Source organism: Kitasatospora sp. NBC_00315 (assembly GCF_041435095.1).
Taxonomy (GTDB): domain Bacteria; phylum Actinomycetota; class Actinomycetes; order Streptomycetales; family Streptomycetaceae; genus Kitasatospora.
This window is the reverse complement of sequence record NZ_CP108025.1, coordinates 631,501-652,339: the sequence shown is the minus strand read 5'-3', so window position 1 is coordinate 652,339 and position 20,839 is coordinate 631,501. Positions and strand designations below refer to the sequence as shown.

The window sequence follows — 20,839 nt, the reverse complement described above, 5'->3', positions numbered from 1 at the left end:
CGATGCACGAGATGTCGATCGCGATGGCCGTGGTGGAGCAGGTCGAGGAGGCCGCCCGGGGGGCGGGCGCCACCGGTGTGGAGGCCGTCCATCTGCAGGTCGGCGAACTCGCCGGGGTCGTACCGCAGGCCCTCGCCTTCTGTTTCGAACTGGCCTGCGCGGACACCGTGCTGGAGGGCGCCGAGCTGGTCACCGAGCCCGTCACGGCGGTCGCCGAGTGCGCGCCCTGCGGGGTCGAGTGGCAGGTCGGCATGCCGCCCGACCTGATCTGCCCGCGCTGCGACGGCGGGCGGGCCGAGCTGCTCGCCGGACGCGAACTCCAGATCCTCAATGTGCGGTGGGCCGACGGCCCGGCGCACGTCCCAGCACACCAGGAAGGCTGAGCCCATGTGCCGAGTCGTCGACCTGCAGCAGGCCGTGCTCGCCAAGAACGAGCGGAGCGCACTGGAGCTGCGGGCCGAGCTGGCCGCCCGCGGAGCCATCGCCGTCAACCTGCTCTCCAGCCCGGGAAGCGGGAAGACCGCACTGCTGGAGGCCGAACTCACCCTCGCCCGCGAGCGGGCCGTCCCTGTCGCGGCGATCACCGCCGACCTGGCCACCGAGAACGACGCCACCCGCCTCGCCCGCTCCGGAGCGCCGGTCAAGCAGGTGCTGACCGACGGCCTCTGCCACCTGGAGGCTTCGATGGTCCGGGGGCATCTGGCGGGATGGCTCCCCGAGGAGACCAGGCTGCTGTTCGTGGAGAACGTCGGCAACCTGGTCTGCCCGGCCTCGTACGACCTCGGTGAGTCACTGCGGGTCGCCCTGGCCTCGGTCACCGAGGGGGAGGACAAACCGCTCAAGTACCCGACCGCGTTCGGGCTGGCGAACCTGGTGGTGGTGACCAAGACCGACATCGCGGCGGCCGTGGACTTCGACGAGGCGGCGTTCCGCGCCAACGTGCAGCGGGTCAACCCGGGGGTCGAGGTGGTGTTCACCTCCGCCCGCACGGGCGCGGGCGTGGGCATCCTGCTCGACCGCGCACTGGCGGTGCTGACGGGCACACCGGTGCACCGGCCGGTGATGGGCCGGCACCAGGGCGCCCCCGCCCACCGGCACGACCACGACCACGGCACCGGCCACGACGACGGCACCGGCCACGACCAGGAGCACGGCACCGGCCACGACCACACTCACGGCCACGAGCACGGCCCGGCGCACCACGGCCACCCGCACGAGCACGAGACCGCGCCGGCCCCGGTGGGGGAGCGGTCTTGACGCTCCGTCAGGACACCGCGATCCGGGAGCGGTGCCGGATCTCCGTCCGGGGCGTGGTGCAGGGCGTCGGGTTCCGGCCGTTCGTCTACACCCTCGCCGGCGAACTCGGGCTGCACGGGCAGGTGACGAACACCGGGGAGGGCGTCACCGCCGAGGTCGAGGGCGCTCCCGACGCCGTGGCGGAGTTCTGCCGCCGGGTCGCCGCCGACGCGCCCCCGCTGGCCGAGGTGGAGTCGGTGGCGCAGGAGCGGATGCCGCCCACCGGCGGGCGGGGCTTCGCCATCGTCGCCTCACGCGCCGGCGGCCCCCGCCGGACCCTGATCCCGCCGGACACCGCCACCTGCGCGGACTGCCTCGCTGAGCTGGTGGATCCCGCCGACCGGCGTCACCGTCACCCCTTCATCACCTGCACCAACTGCGGCCCGCGCTTCACCATCGTCACCGCGCTGCCCTACGACCGGGCCGACACCACCATGGCCGGGTTCGCGATGTGCCCCGACTGCGCCCGCGAGTACGGTGACCCGGCCGACCGCCGCTTCCACGCCCAGCCGATCGCCTGCCACGCCTGCGGGCCCCGGCTCTCCTCGATCGTGCCCGGCGCGCCGGAACGCAACGGCCCGGACGCGATGGCCCGGGCCCGGGAGATGCTGGCGGCCGGCGCGATCCTGGCCGTCAAGGGCATCGGCGGCTACCACCTCGCGTGCGATGCCACGAACCCGGCGGCGGTGGCCCTGCTACGACGCCGCAAGGCCCGGGGCGACAAGCCCTTCGCGCTGATGGCCCGGGAGATCGCGGACATCGAGCCGCTCGTCCGACTGAACTCCCTGGAACGGCAGTTGCTCACCGGCGCGGTCCGGCCGATCGTCCTGCTGCGGCGCCGCGCCGACGGCCCGCCGGACGCGAAGGCACTCGCGGAGGCGGTCGCACCGCGCAGCCCCGACCTCGGGGTGATGCTGCCCTACACGCCGCTCCACCATCTGCTGCTCGGCCTGCCCGGTGACCCGCCGGGGCCCCGGCTGCTCGTCCTCACCAGCGGCAACCTGTCCGGTGAACCCATCGTGACCGACGACGCCGAGGCGCTGGAGCGGCTGGCTCCGTTTGTCGACGGCTGGCTCACCCACGACCGCCCGATCCACGTACCCTGCGACGACTCGGTCGTCCGGGTCTGCGACGGCGAACCGCTCCTCGTGCGCCGCTCCCGAGGCTACGCACCGGTACCGCTGAGGCTGCCACTCCCGGTGCGGCCCGTGCTGGCGGTCGGCGGGGACCTCAAGAACGTCTTCTGTCTCGCCGAGGGCCGCCGAGCCTGGCTCTCCGGGCACGTCGGGGACATGGACGATCTGGCCACCCTGCGGGCCTTCGACCGTGCGGTCGGCCAGCTGGGGACGATCACCGGTGTGGCTCCGGAGCTGTTGGTCGCCGACCGCCACCCCGGCTACCGTTCGGGCCGGTGGGCGCGGGGCGCCGCCGCCGGACGTCCCCTCGCCCGGGTGCAGCACCATCACGCCCATGTCGCCGCCGCGATGGCCGAACACGGACTGGACGGCAGCCGGCCCGTGATCGGTGTCGCCTTCGACGGCACCGGCTACGGCGACGACGGCGCCGTCTGGGGCGGCGAGGTGCTGCTCGCCGACTACGAGGGCTACCACCGCCACGCCCGCCTCGGCTACGTGCCGCTGCCCGGCGGTGACGCGGCGGTGGCCCGCCCCTACCGGATGGCGCTGGCCCAGCTGTACAGCGCCGGCCTGCCCTGGGACGAGGACCTGCCCTGCGTCGGCGCCTGCCCCCCGGACGAACGACGCGCTCTCGCACGCCAGTTGGAACGGAACCTGAACTGCGTCGCCACCTCCAGCATGGGCCGGCTCTTCGACGCCGTCTCCTCCCTGGCGGGGGTGTGCCAGCTGGCCGGCTACGAGGCGCAGGCAGCCGTCGAGCTGGAGGCGGCGGCGGTCGGACACCCGCCGGTCGACCACGGCTACACCTTCGCACTGAGCCCCGCCCGGAGCAGTCCGGGGCGCGGCACTGCTGGCCGGATCTCTTCGGCCGGCGGGACGTCGCACGAAAGCCGCTCCGGGGACGCCGAGTTGGTGGCCGATCCGGCGCCGGTGCTGGCGGCGGTGATCGCGGACCTCCGGGCGGGGAGCGGCCCCGGCCTGATCGCGGCGCGCTTCCACCGCGCGGTGGCGGATCTCGTCCGGGAGGTCTGTCGCAGTGCGCGCGAGCGCTGCGATGTCGGCACGGTGGCGCTGACCGGTGGGGTGTTCGCCAACACGGTGCTGTCCACGGCCTGCGCGAGCGGCCTGCGCGCCGACGGGTTCACCGTGCTGCGCCACCGGCTGGTCCCGCCCAACGACGGCGGGTTGGCGCTGGGCCAGCTGATGGTGGCGGCGCGCGCCGGCGCGGCGGAGCGCCGAGCGGGGGAAGCGGCCGAACCGGCCTGCTACGGGGAGTTCGGCCGAGAGCAGTTCGGCCGAGAGCAGTTCGGTTGAGAGGCGGGCCGGTTGAGAGGCGGGCCGGTCACCAGCGGGTGGGACGACGGAAGCTCGGTCACGAGGAGTTCGGCCACAAGGAGCGAGGAGAGCCCGATGTGCCTGGCAGTACCCGGAAGGGTTGTGGAGATCGAGGAGCGGGACGGTACGCGGATGGCCGTCGTCGACTTCGGCGGCGTGGTCAAGGACGTGTGCCTGGAGTACCTGCCGGATCTGAAGGTGGGTGAGTACGCGGTGGTCCACGTCGGCTTCGCCCTGCAGCGACTGGACGAGGAGTCGGCCCGAAGGACCCTGGAGCTGTTCGCCGAACTCGGCCTGCTGCAGGAGGAGTTCGGCGACCCGTGGGAGGCGGCCGCCGCTGTGGGGGAGGACCTGCTGTGAAGTACCTGGAGGAGTTCCAGAACCCGGAGCTGGCACGCGGCCTGCTCGACGACATCCGTGCCACGGTGACCAGGCCGTGGGCGCTGATGGAGGTCTGCGGCGGCCAGACGCACACCATCATCCGGCACGGGATCGATCAGCTGCTGCCGGACGAGGTCGAGTTGATCCACGGACCGGGTTGTCCGGTGTGCGTGACACCGCTGGAGGTGATCGACAAGGCGTTGGAGATCGCGTCCCGGCCGGGCGTGATCTTCTGTTCGTTCGGTGACATGCTGCGGGTTCCCGGCACCGATCGCGACCTGTTCCGGGTCCGCGGCGAGGGCGGCGACGTCCGGATCGTCTACTCGCCGCTGGACGCACTGCGGATCGCCCGGGAGAACCCCACCCGCGAGGTGGTGTTCTTCGGCATCGGGTTCGAGACCACCGCCCCGCCGAACGCCATGACGGTCCACCAGGCGCGCAGGCTGGGGATCCGCAACTTCAGCCTGCTGGTCTCGCACGTCCGGGTGCCCCCGGCGATCGAGGCGATCATGACCTCCCCGGACTGCCGGGTCCAGGGCTTCCTGGCCGCCGGTCACGTGTGCAGCGTGATGGGCGTGGACGAGTACCCGGAGCTCGCGGCCCGGCACAAGGTGCCGATCGTGGTGACCGGCTTCGAGCCGCTGGACATCCTGGAGGGCATCCGCCGGACCGTGCACCAGCTGGAGCGCGGTGAGCACACCGTGGAGAACGCCTACCCGCGCGCGGTGCGCCCGGAGGGCAATCCGGCCGCCAAGGCGATGCTGGCGGACGTCTTCGAGGTCACCGACCGTGCCTGGCGCGGCATCGGGGTCATCCCGCAGAGCGGTTGGCGGCTCTCCGCGCGCTACCGCGAGTACGACGCCGAGCACCGCTTCGAGGTCTCCGGCATCAACACCCGCGAACCGGCCGAGTGCCGCAGCGGCGAAGTGCTCCAGGGCCTGCTGAAGCCCAACCAGTGCGAGGCGTTCGGAACCACCTGCACCCCGCGCAGTCCGCTCGGCGCCACCATGGTCTCCAGCGAGGGTGCCTGCGCGGCCTACTACCTGTACCGACGGCTCGGCATGCCGGCCGCACCCCTGGAGGCGAGTCCCGTTGCCTGACACCACCGACGTGCTGAACACCCAGGCCCCGACGGCGCCCGACTTCTCCGGCTGGAACTGTCCGCTGCCGCTGCGCGACCACCCCAGGGTGGTGATGGGCCACGGCGGCGGCGGCGCGATGTCCGCGGAGCTGGTCGAGCACGTCTTCGCGCCGGCCTTCGGCGGGCAGGTGCTCGCCTCGCTCGGTGACTCGGCGGCGCTCACCCTCGGCGGCGCCCGGCTCGCCTTCTCCACGGACTCCTTCGTGGTGCGCCCGCTGTTCTTCCCCGGCGGGAGCATCGGGGACCTCGCGGTCAACGGGACGGTCAACGACCTGGCCATGAGCGGGGCCCGCCCGGCCTACCTGTCCTGCGCCTTCATCCTGGAGGAGGGCGTGGAGATGGCGGTGGTGGCCAGGGTCGCCGAGGCCCTCGGCGCGGCCGCCCGCCGGGCCGGCGTGGAGGTGGTGACCGGTGACACCAAGGTCGTCGAGTCCGGCCACGGCGACGGCATCTACGTCAACACCGCCGGAATCGGCCTGATCCCGGCCGGCGTGGACATCCGGGCGCAGCGGGCCACGCCGGGCGACGTGGTGATCGTCAGCGGCGACATCGGCGTCCACGGTGTCGCGGTGATGAGCGTGCGCGAGGGCCTGGAGTTCGGCGTCCGGATCGAGAGCGACTGCGCGCCGCTGGGCGGCCTGGTGGAGGCGATGCTCGCGGTCACCCCGGACCTGCACGTGCTGCGCGACCCCACCCGCGGCGGGCTCGGGGCCGCGCTCAACGAGATCGCCGGCGCCGCCGGGGTGGGCGTCGTCGTACGGGAGCGGAGCATCCCGGTGCCGGCCGAGGTGGCCAACGCCTGCGCCGTCCTCGGCCTGGACCCGATGTACGTCGCCAACGAGGGCAAGCTCGTCGCCTTCGTGCCGCCCGAGCACGCCGACGCGGTGCTCGACGCGATGAGGGCCCACCCGCTCGGCGCGCGGGCCGCGGTGATCGGCGAGTGCGTCGCCGACCACCCCGGCATGGTGGTCGCCCGCACCGGGCTGGGCGGCACCCGGGTGGTGGACCTGCCGATCGGGGAGCAGCTGCCCCGGATCTGCTGACTCGCGGATTCCCGCCCGCCGGTCACCGGACCGGCGGGCGGGAACGTCATCCTTCTGAGGGCCGGACCGAGAACGAGAAGGGCCGGACCGAGAACGAGCTGCTGCGACTGCCGTTCCACTGCGCCCCCGGGGCGTCAACCGGCCGGCGTGGTCCGCGGGGTAGGCCGGAGGGGACGAAGCCGCTCGGCGGCCCGGCCCCCTGACCCGGGCCGGCCCGCCGAGCGGGGTTCACACGCCGTAGACCTCCATCTCCCAGAGCGAGTAGCCCCAGACGGTGGCCCGCCCGGTGCCGTAGAACCGCAGATAGCGGGCCGGGGTGGCCGCGAATCCGATCTCCTCCGTGCCGCCCCGCCCGGCGGTCGTGGCGTACACGGTCGTCCAGGTGCTGCCGTCGGTGGAGGCCCGCAGCTGGTACGCGGCGGCGTACGCCGTCTCCCAGACGAGCCGCGCGCGGCTGACGCTGTGCGTCGAGCCGAGATCGACCTGGAGCCACTGGGGATCCGCGAAGGCACTGGACCAGCGGGTGCCGCCGTCGCCGTCGAAGGCCGCCGAGGCCGGTGTGCCGCCGTTCTCCACAGACGAGGCGGTGGCCGGGCGGCCCCGGGAGAGCAGGGCGGCAGTGGCCGGGCCACCGTCCTTGAACGGGGTCAGGGTCAGCGTGATCGAGGTCGGCGCGCCGTCCTGGATGTACGAGGCGAAGTCGCCGACGTCGTCGAACGGGAAGCCGTAGGCCCGCCCGTCCACCGTGTTGGCGTGGATCACCCGGGAGTAGTGGTTGGTCACCGACTGCCGGTAGAAGGCCGCCGGGTCGGCGACCGGCTGATCCGGGTGGTCGGTGAGCGTGGACCGGTTGAAGGCGGCGCCGAGCTGCGCGGCGACCGGGCCGCTCAGGCCGTCGTTGGGAGCGCCCAGTGCGCCGTTGCAGTAGAAGACGTCCTTGGTGGTGGGCTTGTTGAGCGGCGCGACCCCGCCGCTGAACCGCAGCTGCCCGCCGGAGACCCGCCCGGTGTAGGTGGTGCCGTTGATGGCCACCCGCAGGTCCGTGCCGCTGTAGGTGTTCCACACCTGGTCGATGTACGGGTCGTAGTAGTTCGAGGCGAACAGCCCGGCCTCGATGCCGTGTCCGGGGGCGAGCACCCGCAGCCCGTTCGCACTGACCAGCGGCGCGAAGGCGGGCAGCGCGGCGACGCCCGCGAAGATCGCGTCCCGCCCGCCGGGCACCAGCGTGCCGGTGCTCTGGTGGGCGGCGCCGTTGAGGGTGATCGCCAGCGGCACGCTGAACATGTCCACCATGGTGGTGTTGCAGTACATCCCGCTCGGCGCGAAGGTGAACTCCATGCAGTCGTGCAGCACGTGGTAGCTCGGGTCGCTGGTCACCCAGGCGGCCGGATACTGCAGCGCCGCACGGCCGTTGCCGTCGGTGACCACCCGGAACTTCAGCTTCTCGTCGACCGACAGGTAGATCCGGCCCGACATGTTGGGCAGCGAGAGCAGGGTGTTGCCCGCCGCGCTGAACGGAATGGCCAGATCGGCGTACCCGTCGGGGCCGTTGAGCGAGGCCGAGACGGGGACGAGTACGCCGTCCGCGCGCAGGTAGCACTGTGCGCCGGCCGGGTTGGTGCCGACCACGTGGATCCAGAGCGCGGAGTTCGGGTGGACCCCGGTGTTGTTGACCACGGTCACCGGCAGCGAGGTGGCGGCCGAGGCGCGGGTGGCGGCCGAGAGGCCGAGGAGCGGGACGGCGGCCGAAGCGGCGGCCCAGCCCAGTACGGTACGTCGGGTTGGCACGGTGGTCCTCTCGTGGATGCGGGGCGCGGTCAGCTGACGGTCCAGACGAAGGAGGCGCTGCCGGACGCCCCGCTGCCGTCGGCCGCGGTGACGCGCACGGTGCTGGTCCCGGCCGCGGTGGCCGTACCGGAGATCACCCCCGCGGGGCTGATCGCCAGTCCGGCCGGCAGTCCGGTGGCGGTGAAGGTGAGCTGCGCCCCGGCGGAGCTGCGCCCGGCGACCGCCAGGCTCACCGGCGTGCTCAGCGGGCTGCTCATACCGTGCGGGTTGGTGAGGGTGACCGTCCGGGTCGGGACGATCGAGGGGCCCGCCGCCAGGGTGCCGGCGAGCGGCAGGTTCCGGGAGGAGTCGCCCACCATGATCTGGTAGGTGCCCGCCCCGACCGTCCAGCCGCCGGCCGCGTCCGACCACTGGGAGAGGTCGTGCGCGCCGAGGGTGAACTGCACCCGCGCGCTCGCCCCCGGCTGGAGGTCGACCCGCTGGAAGCCCTTGAGCTGCTTGGCGGGCTCGCCGGTGCCGGCGGGGGCGCCCAGGTAGAGCTGGGCGATCTCGGCCCCGGCCCGGGTGCCGGTGTTGGTCACCGTGGCACTGACGACGGTGTTGCCGCCGCTGTCGGGTACCCCGATCTGCAGGGCCGAGAAGCCGAAGGTGGTGTACGAGAGCCCGAAGCCGAAGGGGAACAGCGGAGTGATGCCGTGGTCGTCGTACCAGCGGTAGCCGACCTCCAGCCCCTCCGAGTACTGCACGGCGTCGGTGCCGTTCCCGGGCCACTGGGCGGTGGTGTGCGCCGGTACGTCGGCCAGGCTCACCGGAAAGGTCACCGGCAGCTTGCCGGACGGGCTGGCGTCGCCGAACAGCAGCGCCGCGAGGCCGGTGCCGGCACCCTGGCCCGCGTACCAGTTCTCCATCACCGCCTGCACCTGGCCGAGCCAGGGCATGGTGACGGCGGATCCGGTGTTGAGCACCACGACGGTGCGCGGGTTGGCGGCGGCGACCTGGGCGATCAGGGAGTTCTGGTTGCCGGGCAGGTCGATCGAGGTGAGGTCGGTGCCCTCCTGCTCGGGGTAGCTGGCGAAGACGACCGCCACGTCGGAGCCGTGTGCCAGCGTGACGGCCCGGGCCACGCCCGCGTCGTCGGCCGCCGGCTCGTACTGGACGTTCACTCCGCTGCCGGCCCGGTTCTGGATGCCGGTGATCGGCCAGACCGTGCCGGAGCTGGTGGCCGTCGCGCTGCCGCCGCCGACGCTCTGCACCCCCGCGCCGCCGTCCACGCCGATCACGGCGATCGACCTGGTGGTGGCCGTGGAGAGCGGCAGCACACCGGTGTTCTTCAGCAGCACGGTGCCCTGCTCGGCGACCTTGGCGGCGGTCGCCTGGTGGGCGGCGCTGGTGACCACCGAGGCGGTCGAGCCGGTCCGCGCCCTGTCGAAGAGGCCGAAGGCGAACATCTGGGTGAGCACCCGGCTCACCATGGTGTCCAGCGTCGCCTGGCTGACCTGGCCGTTGGCGAGCGCCTGGTTGAGGAAGTCGCCGTAGAAGTAGCCGCCCGGCATCTCCATCGTCATGCCCGCGTTCGCGGACTCGACGGTGGAGTGCATGGCGCCCCAGTCGGAGGTGACGAAGCCGCCGAAGTCGGCCTGCTGGTAGAGCGCGGTGTTCAGCAGGTAGGGGTTCTGGCAGGAGAAGGTGCCGTTCACGGTGGAGTAGCCGCACATCACCGACGCCGCGGCGCCGTCGCGCACCGCTGCCTGGAAGCCCGGCAGGTAGGTCTCCTGGAGGGTTCGGGTGTCGAGCACCGCGTTGTCCTCGGGGCCGTTGCGGTACGTCTCCTGGTTGTAGACCGCGACGTGTTTGGCCTGGGCCATCACCCCCTGGCTCTGCAGGCCCTGGATGCTCGCGGTCGCCATCCTCGCGGTGAGGTACGGATCCTCGCTGTAGGTCTCGAAGGCCCGGCCCCAGCGCGGGTCACGGGTGATGTTGAGCGTCGGGCCGAGCGCGACGTCGGCGCCCTTGCCCGCGAACTCCGCACCCGCGACGGCGCCGTAGCTCTGCTGGAGGCCGACGTCCCAGGTCGCGGCCGAGGCGACGGCGGAGGGCAGCTGGGTGACCCCGCCGAGCCCGTCGCCGACGCCGCTGGGGCCGTCCTGGAGGTTGAGCCCCGGGATGCAGAGCGAGGGGACGGGGGAGAGGTTGCCGATGTAGGGCGAGGAGTTGCCGTTGCCGTGCAGCACCGAGATCTTCTGCGCCTGGGTCATCTGCGCCATCACCTGAGCGACGCGCTGCGCCACCGGGGCGGTGGAGTGCACCCAGGGGCAGGTGCCGTCACCGCCGGTCGGCGGGGTGGTGGTGCCGCCGGGGGTCAGGACGGTGAACTCCCAGAGGGAGTAGCCGTACTGGGTGGCGCGCTGGGTGCCGTAGAGGCGTACGTAGCGGGCGGTGGCGGTGAGGTTGACCGTCTCGGTGCCGCCGGCGCCGGTGGTGGTGGAGTAGGCGGTGGTCCAGGTGGTTCCGTCGGTGGAGGTCTGGATCTGGTACGCCTTCGCGTACGCCGTCTCCCAGGCGAGCGTGGCGCCGCAGACCTGCTGGGCCGCGCCGAGGTCGACCTGGATCCACTGCGGGTCGCTCGCCGCGCTCGACCAGCGGGTTCCGGCGTTGCCGTCGAAGGCGGCGCTCGGCTGGGTCCCGGCGTTCTCGGCGGAGGAGGCCGAGGCGGGGTGGCCCAGTGCCGCCGTGGTGACTGCGCAGGGCGGCGGCCCGGCACTGCCGTAGACCTGGAACTCCCAGAGGGAGTAGCCGTACTGGGTGGCGCGCTGAGTGCCGTAGAGGCGTACGTAGCGGGCGGTGGCGGTGAGGTTGACCGTCTCGGTGCCGCCGGCGCCGGTGGTGGTGGAGTAGGCGGTGGTCCAGGTGGTTCCGTCGGTGGAGGTCTGGATCTGGTACGCCTTCGCGTACGCGGCCTCCCAGCGCAGTACGACCTGACCGATCGTCATGGCACCGCCGAGGTCGACCTGCAGCCACTGGGGACCGCCGAAGGCGCTGGACCACCGGGTGCCCGGGTCACCGTCCACGGCGGCCGAGGCGGGGGCGCCGGTGTTCTCGGTGGAGGAGGCGGTCGCCGGCCGGCCCTGCGAGAGCAGGGTGGCGGCGGCCCGCGCGGGGGAGTTGGCGGCCGCTGTCAGCAAGCCGGCCAGCAGCGCGGTGAGCAGGATCAGGATGAGGGGGCCTCGCCGCTCGCGGCGCAACCGCCGTGAATGGGGCGGCCGTTGAGTTCGGACATCTAAGGACAGACCTGCCATGGTGTCTCCGGATGGGTGGGGTCCGGGCGGGGGATGAGGGTTGGCAGTTCAACGGGAGAGCGCTCTCGGGGCCATGTGATGATGGCGACCGGCTCTCCGGAGTGTCAAGACAAGTGCACGATCGGGCGGACGCTCTGGCAGGGTTTGCGGCTTTCCGCCGTCAGTTCCGGAAGGCAGTCGGCCGGCGGGTAAGCCGGCGGGTGCCCCGGCGCCTGCGGGCCGGGCGCTGGCCTCCGGGGTGCGCCCACTCGGGGCACGAGATCCACTTGCGTTGTATCAGTAAGAAAATTGCTAGAACTGCGCAGACTATTGCTGTCATGTAACCGGCGGATTACGCTCCCCCGCATGGCAATCACGCGCCGCACCTTCATCGGCTCCGCCCTGGCCGGATCCACCCTCGGCCCGCTGTCCGCCGCCCTCCTGACGCCGACGCAGGCCGCCGTGCCCGGGGCCCCGCCCGTCGCTCCGGCCGCCGCCGCGCTCGCCGCCGGTGTCGCCGGGGACGTCGTCGGCAAGATCACCGTCGGCTACCAGGGCTGGTTCGCCTGCCCCGGAGACGGTGCGCCGATCAACGGCTGGTGGCACTGGAGCCAGGACTGGTCACGCTCGCCCTCGCCGAGCACCAACGTCATCAAGGCCTGGCCCGACACCCGTGAGTACAGCCGGAGTTACCCGACCGCCTACGCCAACCTCCCCACCGGCGCCCCCGCCGCCCTGTTCTCCTCCTACGACCAGCAGACCGTCGACACCCACTTCCTCTGGATGCAGCAGAACGGCTGTGACACCGCCGCTCTCCAGCGGTTCAACCCGACCGGCGGGGAGGGCCCCACCCGGGACGCGATGGCCGCCAAGGTCCGGGCCGCCGCCGAGGCGCACGACCGGAAGTTCTACGTCATGTACGACGTCAGCGGCTGGACCTCGATGCAGGAGGAGATCAAGGCCGACTGGACGGCCAAGATGGCCGCGCACACCGCCTCCCCGGCCTACGCGCGGCAGAGCGGCCGCCCCGTGGTGGGCATCTGGGGCTTCGGCTTCAACGACCCGAACCACCCGTGGACGCCCGCCGCCTGTCTCGACGTCGTCAACTGGTTTAAGAGCCAGGGCTGTTACGTGATGGGCGGGGTGCCGACCTACTGGCGGACCGGCGTCAACGACTCCCGGCCCGGCTACCTGGACGTCTACCACGCCTTCCACATGCTCTCCCCGTGGATGGTCGGCCGGATCGGCACCGCCGCCGACTCCGACGCCTTCTACGCCTCCTGCACGGTGCCGGACGAGGCCGACTGCCAGGCGCACGGCATCGACTACCAGCCCTGCGTCCTGCCGGGCGATCTGGCCGAACACCAGCGCGCGCACGGCGACTTCATGTGGCGGCAGTTCTACAACGTGGTGCGTGCGGGCGCGCAGGGCATCTACATCTCGATGTTCGACGAGTTCAACGAGGGCAACCAGATCGCCAAGACCGCCGAGACCACCGCCGGGGTCCCGGTCGGCTCGGGTCTGCCGGCACTGGACGAGGACGGCACCGCCTGCTCCGCCGACTACTACCTGCGGCTCACCGCCGACGGCGGCCGGATGCTGAAGGGCCAGCTCGCGCTCACCGCCACCCGCCCGACGGCGCCCGTCCTCGGTACCCCGCCGCCCCCGCCGCCCACCGGTGATCTCGCCCTCGGCCACCCGACCACGCAGAGCAGTCAGACCCAGGGCTACGGCAGCGCCAACGCGGTCGACGGGAGCGCCGACAGCTACTGGGAGAGCGCCAACAACAGCTTCCCGCAGTGGATCCAGGTCGACCTCGGGGTGCCGAGGCCGGTCGGGCGGATCGTCCTCACCCTGCCGCCGGCGGCCGCCTGGTCGACCCGCAGCCAGACCTTCACCCTGCTGGGAGACACCACCGACGTCCCGCACACCTCGCTGGCCGGCCAGCTCACCCGGACCTTCGACCCGGCCACCGGCAACACCACCACCGTCGTCCTGCCCGCCCAGGCGACCGTCCGGTATCTGCGGGTCGTCTTCACCGCCAACACCGGCTGGCCGGCCGGCCAGCTCTCCGGGCTCCAGGTCTACGCCTCCTGACGCCGGCGCGCCCGGCCCCGCCGGCGCCGGCCCGCGCCGGCCCGCGCCGGCCCGCCCTCCGGGCCTTCGCCGGGCCGGGGCGGGCGAGGACACGGCTCGGCGAACGCGCGACGGCACCGGTTCCTGGGCACACTGATGGCATGACAGCAGTGACCATGACCAAGGGCGGCAACCTGCCGATCGACGTGCCGGACCTGCGGGTCGAGCTGTCCTGGCGGGCGGTGGGCGGCGGTCCGGACGCGGACGCCTCGGCGCTGCTGCTGACGGCCCGCGGCAAGGTACGGGACGACGGCGACTTCGTCTTCTACAACCAGCCGCGGCATGCCTCCGGAGCCGTCCGGCACGTCGGAAAGCGGACGGTCGCAGAGCCGCCCACCGGTGGACGGCCGACGGGTGGACGTCCCACGCCGGGCGGCGCGGCGGCCGTCGTGACGGACACCGTCGAGGTCGATCTCGAAGCGCTGGAGCCCGCCGTCGAGCGGGTGCTGCTCTGCGCCTCGGCGGACGGCGGCACCTTCGGCGGCCTGACGGGGCTGGAACTGCGGCTGGTGGACCGCGCGACCGGAGTCGAGGTGGCTCGGTTCGCCATCCTGGCCACCACCGAGACGGCTCTGATCGGAGGAGAGCTGTACCGGCACGGCGGCCGGTGGAAGTTCCGCGCGGTCGGCCAGGGGTACGCGGCCGGCCTGGCCGGCCTGGCCACCGACTTCGGCATCAGCGTCGACGAGGACGGGGCCGGCGCCCCGGCGCCTGCGTCGTCGTCGGCCCCGTCGCCCACGGCCGCGCCGTCGCCCGGGCCGGCTCCGGTACTGGCGCAGCCCTCCCCGGCGTCCCCGCCTTCGGCGCCCTCCCCGCCCTGGCCGCCCTCCCCGGCCTCGGCGCTCTCCCCGACGGCCGGGGCGCCTGCGCCGAACGCGCCGAGACCCGTGGCGGGCGAGGAACGGCTGCCCGTCGACATGCGCAAGCGCCTCTCGCTGCGCAAGCAGCAGGTCGCCCTGAGCCTGCGCAAGCACGGCGCCGAACAGGTCCGCGCCCGGGTGGTCCTGGTGCTGGACGCCTCCGGCTCGATGGCCGCGCTGTACGCGCGGGGGGTCGTGGGCGACGTCGTCGAGCGGATGGCCGCGGTCGCCGCCGTGCTCGACGACGACGGAGAACTCCAGGCCTGGACGTTCGCGACCAACCCGGCCCGCCTGCCCGACCTGCGGCTGGGCGATCTGCCCGAATGGATCTCCCTCCACGTCCGGGTGGGCGCGATCAGCCTGTTCGGCAGGAAGAAGCCGCCGAAGGGGCACCGGCCCGGCCAGGTGGACATGCGCGCGGTGGGGATGCTCAACGACGAGCAGAAGGTCATCGCCGAGGTCCGGGCCTTCGTGCGGGGCAACCCCGCGCCGGTGCCGACCCTGGTCCTGTTCTTCTCCGACGGCGGGATCCACCGCAACGAGGAGATCGAGCGGGAGCTGCGCGAGGCGACCGAGGAGCCCGTGTTCTGGCAGTTCGTCGGCATGGGGCGGGCCGACTACGGCGTGCTGGAGCGCCTCGACACCATGACGGGACGGCGGGTGGACAACGTCGGCTTCTTCGCCGTCGACGACATCAGCGCGATCTCCGACGCCGAACTCTACGACCGGCTGCTCGGTGAGTTCCCGACCTGGCTGACCGCCGCCCGAGGGCTCGGCATCGTGCGCTGAGCGCCTTCCGTTCCTTCGGGGCCGCGCCGTACCGGGTGGTGGTCCCCGCCCCCGCCGGGCCCGCTCCGGACGAGCGGACGGCGGTCGGCGCTCGGTTCGACGGGCCCCGCCCGCAACCGGGCGACGGCCGGCGCCCGCGACCGCCTCACCCCCGCGGACGGTAGTACGAGGCGACGGCCGGTTGGCCGGTGCAGTTGGGGCCCGCTGCGTCGTCCGCGCCCAGGTAGTCGAACGGAAGCCGGACCTCCCGCCGCCCCTGGAGCGTCAGCCGGTGCCGCCGCGGGTGGTACGCGAATCCGGCCGCGCGCAGGGCGGCCAGGACCGGTCGGGCACCGGGCGATCCGTCGGCGAGGCGAAGGAAGGCCGGGTCGAGGTCGGCCACCATCAGGCCGTCGGCGGTCAGCCACCCGGCGGCGCGGGCGAGCAGCGCCAGCTTGTCCCCGAGATAGTGCAGCCCGTGGACGCAGGTGATCAGGTCGTACGAGAGAGTGGGGCGCCAGGACGCGGCGGAGGCGGTGACCAGGTCCAGGGTCGGCGGCAGCGGCCGGGGGGTGAGTGGCCCGACCAGGTCGACCCCGGTCAGCACGGCGTTGTCCGGCAGCAGGCGCGCCGCGGCGCGCAGGGCGTGGCCCTCCCCGCTGCACAGGTCGAGCCAGTGCGCCGGGCCCGGGCCGGCCAGCAGGTGGACGACCGGGTCGAAACCCAGCTCGCGCGCATAGCTGTTGACGCCGGTGAGGCCGCGACCCCGGTTCATGGTGCTGTTGGCCACCACGTCGGACCGTTCCAACTCTGCGTCGGGAAGCAGTCGAGGCGGCGTCGGCGGAGCAACGGTGCGGGCCGTGCCGGGGCCGACGGTCGTCCCCGGGCTGACAGGTGTTCCGGAGGTGACGGGAGCGGCGGCCATCGGGTCATTCTCGCAGGGCGGTCGACGTGATCCACGGGAGGTCCCACGGGCCGAGTGTCCGCCGGGCGTCCAGCCATATCCGTACCGCCGTGCCCGTACCGCCGTGCCCGTACCGCCGTGCCCGGACAGCCGTGGCCGCACCGCCGTGGCCGCACCGCCGTGCCCGGACCAGCCGTGGCCGGACAGCCGTGGCCGCACCGCCGTGCCCGGACCGCCGCGGTCGACGGGACGGCTCCGCCGTGGCCGACGGGACGGCGCCGGCGTGTCCCCGGCCGGTCCGGGTGCCCCGCTCGGCGGCGCCGGAACGTCGCCGCGAATGTGCCGTCCGGGCCTACCGGCCGGAGCCTCGCAGTGCTTGAATGGCCGCCATCAACTCCTGCCCCTCCACTGCCACTTACGGCACAAGAGCCTAGGACGCCCTCATGACTACGCGCGTCGACTTCTTACCCCGCCGGGCCGCGCAGGTGCTGCGGTACGCCGCACTGCTGGCGATGCTGGCCTCCCTCGTCGTCTTCTTCTCCGGAGCCCCGAAGGCACACGCCGCCCCGGCCTGTGCGGTGCTCTCCTCGGGCGCCGCGCCGCAGGCCGACGCGGCCGTGAACGCAGCCTGCGGGCTGATCGGCACGCCGTACTCCTGGGGCGGCGGCCACGGCGCGAACCCGGGCCTCTCGTACGGGATCTGCGACGCCTCCAACGGCGCGCCCAACGACTGCCACGTCCGGGGCCTGGACTGCTCCGGCATGGTCCGCTACGCCTACTACCTGGCCGTCGGCTCCGACGTGATCAACGGGGTGACCACCACCCAGTGGCCCTCCGCGCGGGCCGTCGCCCGCTACTACCGGGGGGACGGGACGGCCCCGCTGCTCCCCGGCGACCTGGTGTTCTTCGGCAACACCCCCTCCACCATCCATCACGTCGCCCTCTACCTCGGACAGGGCTACATCGCCGAGGCGCCCTACTCCGGCGGTCACGTGCAGGTCGCGGCGCTCTCCTCGCACGGCGACTACTACGGTGCCATCCGCCTGTACGGCCCCGGCGGCGGTTCCACCACACCGCCGCCGACCGCGGGCCAGTACTGGGTGGACACCTTCGCCAACGCCCCGGTCTACGGCTCCCCGAGCAGTACGACCAGTACGGGGACGCTGTACCAGGGCACCAATTACGTGTTCTGCAAGGCGTGGGGGCGGGAGGTCTCCAGTGGGTCGAGTTTCAACCACTGGTGGTTGAAGACCGATCCGGACGTCGGTCCGGGTGGGCAGTGGGTGTCGGCGTTCTATCTGTCGCGGTGGGGCAACGACGTGGCCAAGGACAACAACGGCACCACCGTCCCCGACTGTGCGGGCGGCGGACAGCCGCCGGCCACCGGCCGCTACTGGGTGGACACCTTCGCCAACGCCCCGGTCTACGCGTCCCCGAGCAGTACGACCAGTACGGGGACGCTGTACCAGGGCACCGACTACGTGTTCTGCAAGGCGTGGGGGCGGGAGGTCTCCAGTGGGTCGAGTTTCAACCACTGGTGGTTGAAGACCGATCCGGACGTCGGTCCGGGTGGGCAGTGGGTGTCGGCGTTCTATCTGTCGCGGTGGGGCAACGACGTGGCGAAGGACAACAACGGCACCACCATCCCCGACTGCTGAGAGGGACGGACCGCGGGCGCGCCCGACCGGCATCCGAGACGGACGGCCACCCACCGGGTACGCCCGTCCCGCTTTCGCTATCCTCCTGGCCAGACGGGCCGCCCACGACGACCGCGAGGGCGGCCCCACGGCCGGAGGACGAGGGAGAGCGTGGCGGAGATCGGCTACGACAGCGCGGGCGCCGAGGCGTACCGCAGGGCCCGTGAGATTCCGCTGGACGGCCTCGCGCACTGGCGCGAGGCCGTCGCCGCGCACGCCGAACTCGGCCCGGACACCACGGTGCTGGACGTCGGAGCGGGCACCGGCATGTTCGCGGTGGCCTTCCACCGGTGGTTCGGCACCCGGGTGGTCGCGGTCGAGCCGGCGAGGGGGATGCGGGCGGCGATCCCGGCCGGCCCGGCCATCGAGGTCCTGGACGGCCACGCCGGCGAACTCCCCGTCCCGGACGCGAGTGCGGACGCGGCGTGGCTCGGGTCGGTGCTGCATCACGTGCCGGATCTCGACGCGGCCGTCGCCGAGCTGCGCCGGGCCCTGCGGCCCGGGGCACCGGTGCTGATCCGCAACGCCTTCCCCGGTCGCTGCGAACGGGATCTGCGAGTGCGGTACTTCCCCGGGACGGCGCGCGTCATCGACGGGTACCGGACGGTCGACCAGGTGTGCGCCGCCTTCGCCCGGGCCGGTTTCGCCAGGGTCGCGCTGCAGGCCGTGCCGCACCGGGCGGCGCCGAGCCTGCGGCAGTTCGCGGAGGGGATCAGTCGTGAGACGGACAGCAAGCTGCGCGCCATCCCCGACCAGGAGTTCGAGGACGGCATGGCCCGGCTGCGGGCCGAGGCGGCGGTCGCGCCGCAGGAGCCGGTGATGTCCTGGCTGGACCTGCTCGTGCTGGCCTGACCGCGCCCCGCCCGCCCGGCCGTTCCCGGAGGCCGGGCTCAGCCCCGCCGGAACAGCCGCCGCAGCAGGGCCGGACGAGCGTCGGCCACGCCGCCGCCCGCTGTCGTGCCGCCCGCTGTCGTGCCGCCCGCTGTCGCGCCGGCCGCTGTCGCGCCGGCCGCTCCCGCCGGATCGGCCGCGCCGCCGGGCCGGGCGGCGTCGTCCGCCGGCCTCGACCCGGCGTGTTCGGCCGTCTCCCGTGGTCCGGCCTGCTGCTCCTGCGCGGACGCCTGCTCGGCGAGCTCCCGCTCGCGGGCCGCGATCAGGCCCCTCGCCAGATCCAGGGCGGAGGCGTCCAGCCAGGGGCAGGCCAGCACCAGCGTGCAGACGGACCGCAGGATGCTCACCTCACGCCGCCGGAAGGCCTCCGCCACCGCCAGCAGCCGCTCCAGCAGCCGCTGCCCGATGTCCTCGCGGTCCTCCGGGTGCACCCACGCCAGTGCGACCAGCGCGAAGCCCGCGGCCTCCGCCACCCAGTCCTCCGGGCCGAGGAGCAGGTCCACCAGGATCCGCCGCCGATCCGACTCCGGCCACGGCTGGTCGGTGCGGTGGTGGGCGATGCCGAGGCAGGCGAAGGACTGGACGGCCCGAACCCACAGTTCCGGCTGGTGGGCGAGCAGGGCCCGCCCCAACTCGTCCTCGCGCGGCAGCGGCGGGTGGACGAGCACCCCGAGCAGGTCCTCCGGGGAGAGCCCGGACAGCCGTACCGCGTGGTCGTACGCCGCGGGGAGGGAGGGCCAGACGATCTTCGCGGTCTCCCGGACCAGCTCCGCCGCCCGCGCCGAGGGCGCCGGGACGGCCGGCCGCGGATCGCTGCCCTCGTACCGCCAGACCCGTACGCCGACCTCCCGGACCGGCAGCCGCGGGTCCGGCTCGGGCACCGCGCCGTAGGCCACCCGGGCCTCGGGGAAGGCGAGCTGGACGGCCAGCTGCGAACTCGGCGGCTCCAGCACGGAGGCCGCGAAGTCGATCCGGCTGGAGCGGTCCGAGCCCGGTGAGGCCAGGAACCGGTGCAGGACGTTCACGGTCGCCTCGGTCGCGCCGGGTACCGCGCCGAGCCAGTCCTCCCGGTGGCTGAGGCGGTTCAGCAACTCGGCCGCGTACTCGTGCTCGGGTTCGGCCCGCAGATGGTCCGTCAGCCCGAGCAGGTGGGCGGTGCCGCCGCCCAGCGCGTGACGCAGCGCGTGCAGCGCCGGGCCGGCCTTGGGGTGCTCCGGCGTCTTCGCGAGCACCCGTTCCAGCCAGGGCAGGCCCAGGTCGGGGCGCCCGGTGGCGGCATGGAGCTCGGCGATGTCCACCGCCAGGTAGCCGTCGCCGGGATCGCGGGCCACCTCCTTCTCCCAGACCGCGAGAGCCTCCTGCGGGCGCCCGTCCGCCCGCAGCGCGCAGCCGAGCAGGACGGCGGACATGTGCTCGGGGGCGATCCGGTACGCGCGCTCGGCCAGCTCCACCGCGCGCGCCGTGTCGCCGAGTCGTCTGGTCAGCCCGGACGCCAGCGCCAGGAGCATCGGATGCCCGGGGTGGCGGGCCACCACGGCCCGGACGAACGCCTCGAACGGGAGCAGCGCCGACCGCGACTCCTCGGCCACCGGATCGGGGAGCCCGCCCGACGCCCGGGCCACGGCCTGCGCCACGTCGTCCGGCGACAGCAGCTCCGGAAGGTCCTCACGGGTCAGCCAGGCAGCCTGGGCCCAGGGCAGGGCCGGTGCGAAGCGGATCGCCGAGGCCAGCAGCCCCACCGCGTGGGACCATTCGCCCGCCGCGGCCCGCAGATGCGCCGCGCAGGCCAGCGTCCCGAGGTACACCTCGCCGTCCAGCGGGAAGAACTCCAGTGCCGCCGCCGGGCCGCCCGCCCGGGCACAGAACTCGGCCAACGCCTCGTGCAGCTCCGGAAGTTGTGGTGCGCTCGCCATCGCGTCGGCCAGGTGGTCCGCCGCGTGCGGGAGATCTCCGCCGTCGATGGCCAGCCGGGCCACCGCCACTTCGCCCTCCGCCGCCAACCGCCCGTCGCCGCACTCCGCGTGCTGCATGGTTCCTCCCCGGTGATCCACTCCGACCGTACCGCGACGAGGCTAGACGCCCCGGCCGGCCGCCGGAGCGGCGCCCCCGGCCGCGGCGCGGTCCGGCGGGCGTCGCCCGTCCGCTGTCCGTCGCCCGTCCGTCGCCCGTCCGTCGCCCGTCCGCCGGA

The 20,839-nt window shown here is 73.5% G+C and carries 14 protein-coding genes; 10 read left to right on the top strand and 4 right to left on the bottom strand.

Features of this window, described 5'->3' with window-relative positions:
• The first annotated feature begins 2 nt into the window (after positions 1-2).
• The 6 genes from hypA to hypE all read left to right on the top strand — a co-directional run bounded on the left by hypA (position 3) and on the right by hypE (position 6,332).
• Positions 3-383, top strand: a complete 381-nt coding sequence (hypA, locus tag OG823_RS02745) for a hydrogenase maturation nickel metallochaperone HypA (RefSeq protein WP_371477149.1) — start codon at positions 3-5, stop codon at positions 381-383.
• A 4-nt stretch (positions 384-387) separates the two neighbouring features.
• Positions 388-1,257, top strand: a complete 870-nt coding sequence (gene hypB, locus OG823_RS02740) for a hydrogenase nickel incorporation protein HypB (RefSeq protein ID WP_371477146.1) — start codon at positions 388-390, stop codon at positions 1,255-1,257.
• Positions 1,254-3,746 carry a carbamoyltransferase HypF gene (gene hypF / locus OG823_RS02735; RefSeq protein WP_371477143.1) on the top strand — a complete coding sequence of 831 codons (2,493 nt, stop codon included), beginning with the start codon at positions 1,254-1,256 and terminating at the stop codon, positions 3,744-3,746. The genes hypB and hypF overlap by 4 nt, the downstream gene beginning before the upstream one ends.
• 96 nt (positions 3,747-3,842) lie before the next feature.
• Entirely contained in the window at positions 3,843-4,127 is a 285-nt protein-coding gene (locus OG823_RS02730; RefSeq protein WP_371477141.1) for a HypC/HybG/HupF family hydrogenase formation chaperone, read from the top strand.
• Positions 4,124-5,248: a hydrogenase formation protein HypD gene (hypD, locus tag OG823_RS02725; protein ID WP_371477139.1), complete on the top strand. Its 1,125-nt coding sequence runs from the start codon at positions 4,124-4,126 to the stop codon at positions 5,246-5,248. Before OG823_RS02730 ends, hypD begins: the two co-directional genes overlap by 4 nt.
• Entirely contained in the window at positions 5,241-6,332 is a 1,092-nt protein-coding gene (gene hypE / locus OG823_RS02720) for a hydrogenase expression/formation protein HypE (RefSeq protein ID WP_371477137.1), read from the top strand. The genes hypD and hypE overlap by 8 nt, the downstream gene beginning before the upstream one ends.
• Positions 6,333-6,560: 228 nt before the next feature.
• On the opposite strand, the gene OG823_RS02715 is transcribed toward hypE, so the two are convergent.
• Both OG823_RS02715 and OG823_RS02710 read right to left on the bottom strand, forming a co-directional pair.
• Positions 6,561-8,120, bottom strand: coding sequence for a beta-1,3-glucanase family protein (locus OG823_RS02715; protein ID WP_371477135.1), 1,560 nt, complete (start codon positions 8,118-8,120; stop codon positions 6,561-6,563).
• Positions 8,121-8,149: 29 nt separating this feature from the next.
• Positions 8,150-11,362: a discoidin domain-containing protein gene (locus OG823_RS02710; RefSeq protein ID WP_371477132.1), complete on the bottom strand. Its 3,213-nt coding sequence runs from the start codon at positions 11,360-11,362 to the stop codon at positions 8,150-8,152.
• Between the two features lie 399 nt (positions 11,363-11,761).
• Between OG823_RS02710 and OG823_RS02705 the strand changes: the two genes are divergently transcribed.
• Positions 11,762-13,492, top strand: a complete 1,731-nt coding sequence (locus OG823_RS02705; protein ID WP_371477129.1) for a discoidin domain-containing protein — start codon at positions 11,762-11,764, stop codon at positions 13,490-13,492.
• A 140-nt stretch (positions 13,493-13,632) separates the two neighbouring features.
• A complete protein-coding gene (locus tag OG823_RS02700) occupies positions 13,633-15,180 on the top strand; it encodes a VWA domain-containing protein (RefSeq protein ID WP_371477127.1) in 1,548 nt (515 codons plus the stop codon).
• A 145-nt stretch (positions 15,181-15,325) separates the two neighbouring features.
• On the opposite strand, the gene OG823_RS02695 is transcribed toward OG823_RS02700, so the two are convergent.
• Complete coding sequence (locus OG823_RS02695; RefSeq protein ID WP_371477125.1) at positions 15,326-16,084, bottom strand: methyltransferase domain-containing protein; 759 nt, start codon at positions 16,082-16,084, stop codon at positions 15,326-15,328.
• Positions 16,085-16,506: 422 nt separating this feature from the next.
• Between OG823_RS02695 and OG823_RS02690 the strand changes: the two genes are divergently transcribed.
• Both OG823_RS02690 and OG823_RS02685 read left to right on the top strand, forming a co-directional pair.
• Positions 16,507-17,721 (top strand): C40 family peptidase, encoded by a 1,215-nt coding sequence (locus OG823_RS02690; RefSeq protein WP_371477122.1) that lies wholly within the window; start codon positions 16,507-16,509, stop codon positions 17,719-17,721.
• A 150-nt stretch (positions 17,722-17,871) separates the two neighbouring features.
• Complete coding sequence (locus OG823_RS02685; RefSeq protein ID WP_371477119.1) at positions 17,872-18,612, top strand: class I SAM-dependent methyltransferase; 741 nt, start codon at positions 17,872-17,874, stop codon at positions 18,610-18,612.
• A gap of 38 nt (positions 18,613-18,650) precedes the next feature.
• On the opposite strand, the gene OG823_RS02680 is transcribed toward OG823_RS02685, so the two are convergent.
• Complete coding sequence (locus OG823_RS02680; protein ID WP_371477117.1) at positions 18,651-20,681, bottom strand: hypothetical protein; 2,031 nt, start codon at positions 20,679-20,681, stop codon at positions 18,651-18,653.
• Positions 20,682-20,839: the final 158 nt, after the last annotated feature.